Source organism: uncultured Cyclobacterium sp. (assembly GCF_963976465.1).
Lineage (GTDB): Bacteria > Bacteroidota > Bacteroidia > Cytophagales > Cyclobacteriaceae > Cyclobacterium.
Genome location: NZ_CAXBOC010000165.1, coordinates 1 through 10040, shown reverse-complemented (window position 1 = coordinate 10040; position 10040 = coordinate 1). Strand labels below are relative to the sequence as shown.

At 38.7% G+C, this 10040-nt stretch carries 8 protein-coding genes, 1 tRNA gene and 1 pseudogene; 1 reads left to right on the top strand and 9 read right to left on the bottom strand.

Going from position 1 to position 10040, the window contains the following annotated elements; all coding sequences use genetic code 11:
* From AAC037_RS10980 to AAC037_RS10960, 5 genes and pseudogenes are all read right to left on the bottom strand, one after another.
* A pseudogene (locus AAC037_RS10980) lies at nucleotides 1-597 on the bottom strand (hypothetical protein); the annotation flags it as partial.
* Nucleotides 598-621: 24 nt separating this feature from the next.
* Complete coding sequence (locus tag AAC037_RS10975) at nucleotides 622-1908, bottom strand: sialidase family protein (protein ID WP_339903035.1); 1287 nt, start codon at nucleotides 1906-1908, stop codon at nucleotides 622-624.
* A gap of 632 nt (nucleotides 1909-2540) precedes the next feature.
* A tRNA-Thr gene (locus tag AAC037_RS10970) sits at nucleotides 2541-2613 on the bottom strand.
* 147 nt (nucleotides 2614-2760) lie between these two features.
* Nucleotides 2761-4752 (bottom strand): DUF349 domain-containing protein, encoded by a 1992-nt coding sequence (locus AAC037_RS10965; RefSeq protein WP_339903034.1) that lies wholly within the window; start codon nucleotides 4750-4752, stop codon nucleotides 2761-2763.
* 59 nt (nucleotides 4753-4811) lie between these two features.
* The gene (locus AAC037_RS10960) at nucleotides 4812-5381 is read right to left on the bottom strand and encodes a YqgE/AlgH family protein (protein ID WP_339903033.1); all 570 of its coding nucleotides are present in this window, start codon (nucleotides 5379-5381) and stop codon (nucleotides 4812-4814) included.
* A 98-nt stretch (nucleotides 5382-5479) separates the two neighbouring features.
* Between AAC037_RS10960 and pdxH the strand changes: the two genes are divergently transcribed.
* Complete coding sequence (gene pdxH, locus AAC037_RS10955) at nucleotides 5480-6118, top strand: pyridoxamine 5'-phosphate oxidase (RefSeq protein WP_339903032.1); 639 nt, start codon at nucleotides 5480-5482, stop codon at nucleotides 6116-6118.
* An 85-nt stretch (nucleotides 6119-6203) separates the two neighbouring features.
* On the opposite strand, the gene bshB1 is transcribed toward pdxH, so the two are convergent.
* The 4 genes from bshB1 to AAC037_RS10935 all read right to left on the bottom strand — a co-directional run bounded on the left by bshB1 (nucleotide 6204) and on the right by AAC037_RS10935 (nucleotide 9951).
* Complete coding sequence (gene bshB1 / locus AAC037_RS10950) at nucleotides 6204-6920, bottom strand: bacillithiol biosynthesis deacetylase BshB1 (protein WP_339903031.1); 717 nt, start codon at nucleotides 6918-6920, stop codon at nucleotides 6204-6206.
* A 30-nt stretch (nucleotides 6921-6950) separates the two neighbouring features.
* Nucleotides 6951-7982: a M23 family metallopeptidase gene (locus tag AAC037_RS10945; RefSeq protein ID WP_339903030.1), complete on the bottom strand. Its 1032-nt coding sequence runs from the start codon at nucleotides 7980-7982 to the stop codon at nucleotides 6951-6953.
* Nucleotides 7983-7993: 11 nt separating this feature from the next.
* The gene (gene trxB / locus AAC037_RS10940; protein ID WP_339903029.1) at nucleotides 7994-8932 is read right to left on the bottom strand and encodes a thioredoxin-disulfide reductase; all 939 of its coding nucleotides are present in this window, start codon (nucleotides 8930-8932) and stop codon (nucleotides 7994-7996) included.
* Nucleotides 8933-9087: 155 nt separating this feature from the next.
* A complete protein-coding gene (locus AAC037_RS10935) occupies nucleotides 9088-9951 on the bottom strand; it encodes an RNA polymerase sigma factor RpoD/SigA (protein ID WP_014021150.1) in 864 nt (287 codons plus the stop codon).
* Nucleotides 9952-10040: the final 89 nt, after the last annotated feature.

Here is a 10040-nt window from a genome sequence, read left to right as displayed (position 1 = left end):
AATAGTAAAGTGCTTTACATAACCAATTAACACCATAATATTTCGCCAGTCTCCTTTTTGTTTTCGGTCCGGTTTGCCGGCATCTGTACCGTAACTTACTCTCCAATTTCCTTTTTCTTGCTCAAGCTTTGGGTTCAAAGTAAGCATTCTTGCTCCATCTCCTGTTGCTCGTGGATTATTAGCTCCTTTCAGAATTGCTTTCCCAATCCCATAAATATTAATATTTTCATTCCATTCAGGATCAGTTATGCCTAAGCCTACATTATCAGATCTAAACATATTGTCCCTGCTGGTATCAGAAAGTTGAAGGGTACAATTGTCCAAGACCAAAGTGAGATTGCTTGGCAATAAAATGGCACTATCGATCATCCATATATTGGAGCCATTGGCATTGGCCCTTGGAATACGTACTAAATTCGAAGTGTTTTTAGCTTTTTGGATGGCCTGTGAAATCCGTTCTGTATCTGTTCCATCGAAGTCATTGGGATTGATATACTCAGTGGTTTTACTTCCGGAATTTGCATGTCCCTTTGTAGGAATCAGACTGATGGTTAATAAAAAAGAAGCTATAAAAAATACGAAGAAATACTTGGACATATTATAAGTTAATTAAATCTATAATTATTGTTTTGAATTCAAATTTGGACGCTTCCATAGGATTCGGGCAGTGAAAACACTATTATCAGCAGCTACGTTTTCTTCTCCTCTCATATATTCGGCAACAGTGATCCAAGTCTCAGCTTGATTGACTTCCATTATGCCAAAATTACCTAGAGCTACACCTCGGTTAGGTACCACTATGCGCTCTGAATCACGAATTACCTCAAGTTTATCCGAATCCACCTCTGCCATAAAAAGAGGTGCTCTATGACGGAAAACCTCATCATTATTTGCTCCTCGCCTGGTATACACCAAGTATAAAGCGTCACTGTGGCTTACCCAATGTTGCTGAGTATTATAACTTCCCAGTACAGCACCATCATCAAAAGTCCATTCCTTTGGAGGGCTAAAATGCAATCCATCTTTACTTTTGGATACGTAGGCACTCTTGTCACTGCGCATGGTCAGGAAATATTCTCCTTTAAAGAAAGTAATGGACGGTTCATATATTCCCCTACCCTGCTTAAGTATTAATTCATCACCATGCTCTTTATAAATTAAATTTTTACCATCAAAAGAACATCGTACAATTGTGGTGCTAAACCCAAAATCATCACTTTTCATCAAATTACCAATACTGAACGCCTCGTCCGGGTTAGTCATTGCTAAGGATGCTTGTTCCTCTGTAACCTTAAAATAAAATATAGGCAGGAGGATATCTCCATTGAGTAATTCCAACCATTGGGCGCTTCCTGCTGCAGGAGCCATTAACAGCATCCCGTCATGATCCAATTTTGGAAGCTCCAGAAACTGTGGAGCACTCCATTGTTCGGTTTCAGCATCAAGATAAGCATAGACCACTTTCTTTTTCCAGCCGTCATGTGTCTTTGCGTTAGAATAAAAAGGTGAGGTACCTATATTTACCACTTTTTTGGTATTTGAATGCCATTGGGGCCACATATCAACCAGGGATCGATAGCCACTGTCTTGTTTAATGATCGTCAAAGAAGGGATGACTTCAGGTGAAGTCCAGGTCCCCCCCCTATCCTGGCTTTCTATCTGAAACAAATCATGGTACACATCTGAGCCCTTTTTAAGGGTTTGCGACATGGTGGTGATTACCTTTGGGGAATCAGAAGGGATTACTGCCGAACGCGCATGCGTCCATGTAAACTCCTTTTCATTGCCTTTGGCGATGGTTTCCAGTTCCACAGAAAATGCTTCGCTTTCAACAGTACCTTTTTCTTTACAGCCGATGACTAGTCCGATGGAAATACAGCTAATTAATTTTATAATATTTCTTAACATTTCCTTATCGGGTAAAAATCTGTAGTGTCTTAAATCCATCAAAGTTCCTTATGTATTGAATTCTTTATTTGAAAACCTTCTTTATTTTGATTTTATCATCAGAAGGATCTTCCTACTCTCGCTTGAAGCCTACTGAAATGTAATCAAAATATCCCTCCCAATCTTCAAATGACTATATCAAGGTTCAATAGCATCTAAACAAGGGCTTTTGCCATTAAAGCCATTAATACATTTCTTTGAAGACAAAAATATTAAAGGAGCTAATACCCCATACATGAAGAATTTGTTCGGTATAATTACAAGCCTCAAACAGAACTCTTTAGCATATATTATGGGATCACCTTTTATTTCAGCCTGAATTAATTGCATAAATTACAAAAAATAAGACCAATCCTAATTCCATTTATAAAACAAAAGGAGCATCAACAAAAATAACCAACCCCACCTCTTGTACATGGAAAGACTTATCCTTAAAAAATATTGGGAGAAGGATAGATAAACTAGTACCGTTAATAATTTTCATACCATATTGATTATTTAGCTTCTTTTCTCCTTTTACTATCCGAATATAGAACAACTACCACAAAAAAAAAGCACTTACAAGTTTTATCCTGTAAGTGCTTGATTTTAAGAGCCTCCTGTCGGGATCGAACCAACGACCTACTGATTACAAGTCAGTTGCTCTACCAGCTGAGCTAAGGAGGCTTCTCTATAAATACACCCTTTTAAAAGTGTCATCAGGAAGTCTTTTTCCCTGATTGCGAGTGCAAATATAGTTTTATACTCCTATGAAATCAAAACTTTTGAGAAGAAATTTCTAACAAAATACCTATTTTACTCATAGTGAAGGCATTAAAATTCTCTGATAATTGAAAGTTTCTTTTTGAGTTTATCCACTTCCTGCTCAGCCGTTTTTGAAGCAGCAAAAAACTCCAAATTGTTTCTCCACAAAGTAATGTTGTTTTCCAAATCCGTGATCTGTCTGCGAATACCGTGCTCCTTTTTATTCAGAACTTTATTGCTATTCGGGTCTGCCTGAAGTTTGTTAAGGTTAAGTCTGAATAGAAAATCATCCTTACTTTCCCCTTCAAGCTCTAGTTTGGAAACATATTCGTTTACAGCCGTATTGAATTTATTGGAAATATCCTTCATGCTCTTTCTTGGCACAAAACCTATTTCATTGTATTGCTGGATAAGCTTTTCGAGGTTTTCTGAGCTTGTTTGGTCTTCATCCTTTGCAGCATCTAAAATCTCCTGACATACCTTTTCTTTGGCCACAAGATTCTCTTCAAAGGCCTTATTGTTTTCTTTGTTTGCACTTCTCCTATTATCGAAGAAGGTGTCACATGCTTTTTTAAAGCGATTGTATAGGTCGTCACGGAATTTTTCAGGCATTGGTCCCAATTCCTTCCATTGCTTTTGCAATTGTATTAGTTCATTGGAGGAATTTTTCCAATCGGTACTGTCCAAGTAAGACTCTGCCCTTTCAATTAGTTGTTCAGCCTTTTCCTTGTTCTGTTGCCTTATCTCATCTAATTCCTTAAAGAATAAATTTTTATGGTGAAAAAACTGCTTAAATAGTCCCCAAAAGGTTTTGTTGATCTCCTTACCTGCTTCTCTAGGTACAGGACCAATGGCCTCCCACTCTTTTTGAAGGGCAAGGATTTCTTTGGTTTTAGTATTCCAATCTCTAATTTTCTCAGCTTTAAAGGACTTGAATTCTTCTAGTTTTTCAATTAGTCTTTCCTTCAGTACCTGATTGGCTTTGAAAACTTCTCGCTGACTGTCATAATACGCTTTACGTTTGTTGTAGACAGCATCGGAAGCACTTTTGAAACGTTGCCACAAGGCTTCTTGATCTTCTCTGGGTACAGGCCCTATATGTTTGAATTCTTCGTGCAGGTCATTCAAACTTTTAATGGCTTCCTTTACATCTTCCAGCTCAGACAAAGCCTCTGCTTTGCTGCATAGCTCTAATTTACTGTCCAGATTCTTTTTCCTATCTAGCTCTTTCAGCTCAAAATAGATACTGCGGTTGTCATAAAACCTATCCATTAAAGCATTATAGGAAGCCCAAAGATTTTTATTTTGACTATGGGGAACAGGGCCTATTTTTTTCCATTCATCTTGGATCTTTTTAATAGTCTCAATACTATTGGTGGTCTCTTCCCCATCCACAATAGCCCTTAATTGATCTAGAATAAGATTTTTATCGTTGGCATTCTTTTCCTTGGATTTTTCAAGGTCTTTGAATTGTTGGTGTTTTTTCTCTTTAAACAATTGGTAGGATGCGAAAAACTCGCGGTCTTCGTCTGTTCCTCTATATACAAAACCATCTTTTTCTCCTCCTTCTTTGAGAAATTGATCAAGGGCTTGTGCTTGCTCTTTTAAATAATATTCGTCGTATTGATTTTTAATTTCTTGTACCAAACTATCTCTTCGAACAAAATTTTGTTCATGTACAAAGTCTTTAAGCACTTTAATAAGTTGAGCTTTGGTGTAATTGTGAAAATCAAATTCCTCTTCTTCCTCTTCACTTTCTTCTGAATCTTCTTTGGCAGCCGGGCTGGTTTCACTTGAAGTCTCAGCCGCCTCAGTTTTATCTGAAGATGCTTCTTCATTGATTTCTTTTTGTTCCTCAGCAACTGTTTCTTTCTGATTCAAACTTGATGAAGAACTGCTTTCCTCATCCTTTGGGTCAGTTGTTGGTGAACTTTCACCAGTCACATCACTGCTTGGTGTTACCTCCTTTTCGGTAGAAGCTTCTTCTCCTGATTTTTGACTATTTGCCAATCCTTCAGTAACCTTGTCTGCATTTTCAGACATTTCTTTCTCGTTATCCATAATATTTAAAATATTCCTGCGTAATTCAATCCATACTAAACAAAAGTAGCAATTTTGAGCTAATTTAGTCTTGGGTCAATCGGATAATTTGCCAATACTTGGAAATCACCCCCCATATTCTTTAAAATAACTCGCCATAATTCATCCGGAGCTACCTTAAAGATCTTTTTCGTATGGATATTGTCACAAACTATCCATGTGTTTTCCAGCAATTCCTCACTCAATTGCCCTTCTTCCCAACCTGAATAGCCTAAGAAGAAACGAAAATTAGCAATATCCAGTAAGCCGGACTTATACTTCTCCATTAATTCATTAAAATTACCTCCCCACCACAGTTGATCTCCTAATGCCACACTATCTTCCAGAAGTTGCTCTCCACAATAAATAAAATGAAGCGTATTTTGCTCCACCGGACCACCAACATATACTTCCTTACCTAATAGTTCACAACCTTCCATGAGCTCGTCCAATTTGAATATAGACAGCTTATTCAACACCAAACCGAAAGAACCTAACTCATTGTTTTCACACAAAAGAACCACAGACCTAACAAAATTTTCATCTTGTAGAAAAGGTTCAGAAATCAACAAACTTCCCGATTTTGGCTTTATATTGGACCTATCAACCATCAACTGTGATTTATATGAGGCATTAATATAAAGCAAAAAATCTTAAAACCAATATATTTGTATTCCAAACTTAAATTTCAGCTACAAATAATCATAAAATGAAATTAGCAGACATAAGAATAGAATATTCTTCTAAGAAATTGAATTTAAATGAGGTAAATAAGGACCCTTTGGAACAATTCAAAGTATGGTTGTCTGAAGCACTGACTGCAAAAGTAAATGAACCGACAGCCATGCACCTGTGTACCGTAAATGAAAATGGCCATCCATCAGGTAGAATTGTTTTACTTAAAGGAGCTGACGAAGGCTTTGTTTTTTTTACAAACTATTCCAGTAAGAAAGGACAGCAGCTCACCATAAACTCCAATGCTTCTTTGACATTTTTCTGGCCTGAACTTGAAAGGCAGGTAAGAATTGAAGGGGTAGTTACTAAAACTTCTACTGAAGAATCTGATGAATATTTTAAAAGCAGGCCAATTCAAAGCCAAATAGGCGCATGGACAAGCCCCCAAAGTGAGGTGATCCCTAACCGAAGCTTTCTGGAAGAAAGACAACAGGAAACTGAAAAAAGGTTTCAAGCGGAAGCGATGAAAAGACCCGAACATTGGGGAGGGTATCGGCTAATGCCTTCTAGCATCGAATTTTGGCAAGGCAGACCCGCACGATTGCATGACAGGGTTTTATACAAACGCAAAGAGGGAGCACCTGAATGGAGCATGGAGCGATTGGCTCCTTAACAGCTATAGCAATAAAGTGCTATTAAAAATAGTACCCCAACATGGATAACAAATGATCTGTCCATGTTGGGGTAAAAACAACGGGTTAAATTAAGTTGAAAAGATCTTTCACTCCTGCAACCCTTTCAACGGTAAAACCTTCACCGAATTCAACATTGATTTTATGTCCCAACTCCCGAGATCTCGCTTCAATAAAGTCCAGAAATTCAGGTCTTGAAATAAAGCTTTCCGGTTCATTGGAGTCAGGGTTATGAAATTGAGACTTAAAAGCAAGAATACTATCTTTTTTGGTTTCCCAATAATCAGAAATATCAACAACGATATCCGGCACTATATATTCATTTTGAATGTAGTGGTAAACAAACTTTGGCCGCCAAACTTCCTGAGGAACTCCATCCAATGTAGTCTCTAACTTCCTCAAACCACTTATAAAACAAGCATGGGAAGCCAGGCTTGCCCCTTTTCCATGGTCGGGATGCCTGTCTCTAACAGCATTGGCAAGCACTATTTCAGGCTTGTATTTTCGAATCACCTTAGCTATGGCTGTTTGGTGATCCAGGTCATCTTTAAAGTAGATGTCCTTAAAGCCCAAATTTTCCCGGGCACTAAGCCCCAAAATTTTTGCAGAAGCATCTGCCTCCAGCATCCTGATCTCCGGTGTGCCACGGGTACCCATTTCTCCCTTTGTAAGGTCTAATATACCGACCTTATAGCCCTTATCTATATGAGAAGCCAAAGTGCCACTACATGCCAACTCAATATCATCAGGGTGAGCAGCTATGGCCAAAATATCCAATTTCATTTTTATCCTTTAAAATGAATTTTAAAACGCTTATTGTATTTGCAGACGCCTTCCTATTCTAAGAATAGTTCGCGTACTAATTCCATTTAATCTGGTAATCTGACTTACCCTAACTCCGTATCGCCGAGCAATGACAGATAAATTATCTCCACTTCGAATCCGGTGATATACAGCTTCCCGCATTTTAATTTCATGGTCGAAACTTTGGGCAGTTATTGTATAAATGGGCGACTTAATTCTCCCAATTTCAAAATCGAAAATTTCTGTAGGATTGATAGACAGCCCCTGATACCGAATCTCAAAATGCAAATGAGGCCCTGTACTTCTACCCGTGCTTCCTCCAAGACCAATGATATCACCGGCTCTAATTTCCTGCCCCACTTTCACTTGCTTCTTCGAAAGATGTCCGTAGATGGTTTCAAGCCCATTTCTATGTCTAATCACCACATAATGCCCATAGCCATACCGCTCATAGGAAGTAATGCGAACAATACCATCAAATGCGGACCTGATCGGGTCACCGGTTTTTAATTTTAAATCAATCCCATGGTGCCATCGGTAGCGCCTTCTCCCAAAATCTGAATTGATTTTGGTATTCTCCAGAGGAGCGCTCCAACCGGAGCCATAATAGGAATTATATAATGTTACTGGAATCGTATCTTTAAACTCTCTTGGATCAAAATCATAACTGTTAATTTTATGACTGTCCCAGCGTCCGTAATATTCATGGGCTGTAATCCAAATACTATCGATCAATACCTTCTCTGCCACTTCCACCATCACATGTGTAGGTGCCCAGATAAAAGCATCGCTATTTTCACTTACCAGAGACAGTCGCTTTTTTAGGTCAAGGCCATCTTTGAAAATCAAAGCATCTGTGGCCTTTTCTAAATCACTGCGATATTGATCAGCATCAAAATTCAGCGCACCAGAAGGAACGGCCAGATTTTGTTCTACTACACCATTTTTATGTTTATCTCTCTTTTTATTTTGTGCGATACTACCAAAGCTTACGGACGTCAAAAGAAGAAGAACCAAGAGCCACCTTTCTTTTAAACGCATAAATTATAGACCTATTCTTGTGAAGTCAAAAATCTTTCTGCGTCCAAAGCTGCCATACAGCCTGTTCCTGCAGCAGTAACTGCTTGACGGTATTCATGATCCTGAGCATCTCCACATGCAAATACCCCGGGAACATTGGTTTTTGTACTATCCGGTTGGGTAAGTATATAACCATTTTCATCCATATCAATCTGATTTTCAAAAATAGCAGTATTGGGTTGATGTCCAATGGCTACAAAGAAAGCTTCCACAGCCAAATCCTTCTCCTCTCCTGTAATCCTGTCTTTTACCTTGGCACCGGTCACCTCTTCATCACCTAAAACCTCAACCGTTTCATGGTTCCAAAGGATTTCAATCTTAGGGTTTTTCATCACCCTATTTTGCATGATCTGAGAAGCCCGAAGTTCATCTCTCCTCACCAACATATAAACCTTATTACAGATATTGGCCAAATAACTTGCTTCTTCACAGGCAGTATCTCCACCTCCTACGATGGCCACATCTTTTCCTCTAAAGAAAAAACCATCACAAACAGCACAAGCAGATACACCTTTACCGTTGAGTCTGGTTTCACTTTCTATACCCAGCCATTTTGCAGATGCACCGGTAGAAATAATTACGGTTTCTGCAAGAAGGGTTTTTCCCTCATCTACAGTAACTTTAAAAGGTCTATTACCTGCATCTATCTCTGTCACTACCCCATACCTCACATCAGTTCCAAAGCGTTCCGCTTGTTTTCTGAAATCTTCCATCATTTGGGGACCCATGACACCGTCTGGATATCCGGGATAATTTTCTACATCATTGGTGATGGTCAGCTGACCACCGGGTTGGACGCCCGTATACATTACAGGAGAAAGCCCTGCACGAGATGCATAAATAGCGGCAGTATAGCCTGCCGGACCTGATCCAATAATAAGAACCTTTATTTTTTCTATTTCTTTGTCCATTGTTTTATCAATTGTTCAATACTTCTCACAAAGTGAAATTCTTTCGAATACTAACACCATAGCAAAACAAAAAAGTTTACTCGAATGGGATTTTTTTGTGGGATATAAAAAAAGGGCAAAGTGCCCTTTCTTAATTCTTAACTTTGTTTAAAATTTTATCCCAGATAAGGCTTCAAAGTTTTACTTCTACTGGTATGTCTAAGTCGCCGAATCGCTTTTTCTTTGATTTGCCTTACCCTTTCGCGGGTGAGGTTAAATTTTTCTCCTATTTCCTCTAAAGTCATGGCATGTTCGCCATTAAGTCCAAAATAAAGGGTAATGACATCCGCTTCCCTTTGGGTAAGCGTAGATAAAGCCCTTTGAACTTCCTTCCTCAAGGAGTCATTCATCAAACCATCATCAGGTTTAATTTCACCGTCGTTTTCCAATACATCAAGCAAACTATTTTCCTCTCCTTGAACAAATGGAGCATCCATAGATACATGCCTACCGGAAATTTTCATGGTATCCACCACTTCTCCCGCAGTCACCTCCAAAACTTCCGCAAGTTCTTCAGGTGAAGGTTCACGTTCAAACTTTTGCTCAAGCTCAGAAAAGGTTTTGCTAATCTTATTTAAGGACCCCACTCTATTTAGTGGAAGCCTTACAATCCTGGATTGCTCGGCAAGGGCCTGAAGAATAGATTGGCGAATCCACCAAACGGCATAAGATATAAATTTAAAACCCCTGGTCTCATCAAATCTCTGGGCGGCTTTAATCAAACCTAGGTTCCCCTCGTTGATCAAATCTCCCAATGATAAGCCCTGGTTTTGATATTGCTTGGCAACGGAGACAACAAACCTAAGGTTGGCTTTGGTTAATTTTTCCAAGGCCAATTGGTCACCTTCACGGATCCTCTTGGCCAAAACCACTTCTTCATCTGCTGTCAATAAATCTACCTTACCTATCTCTTGAAGGTATTTATCCAGAGATTGACTTTCCCTGTTGGTAATCTGTTTACTGATTTTAAGCTGCCTCATTCAATTTTATTGATTATTTTTTAACGCATTGATAACAGATGTTCCCTTAAAAATAGTTCATTTTATATTTCATGACCTATTAATTTAGA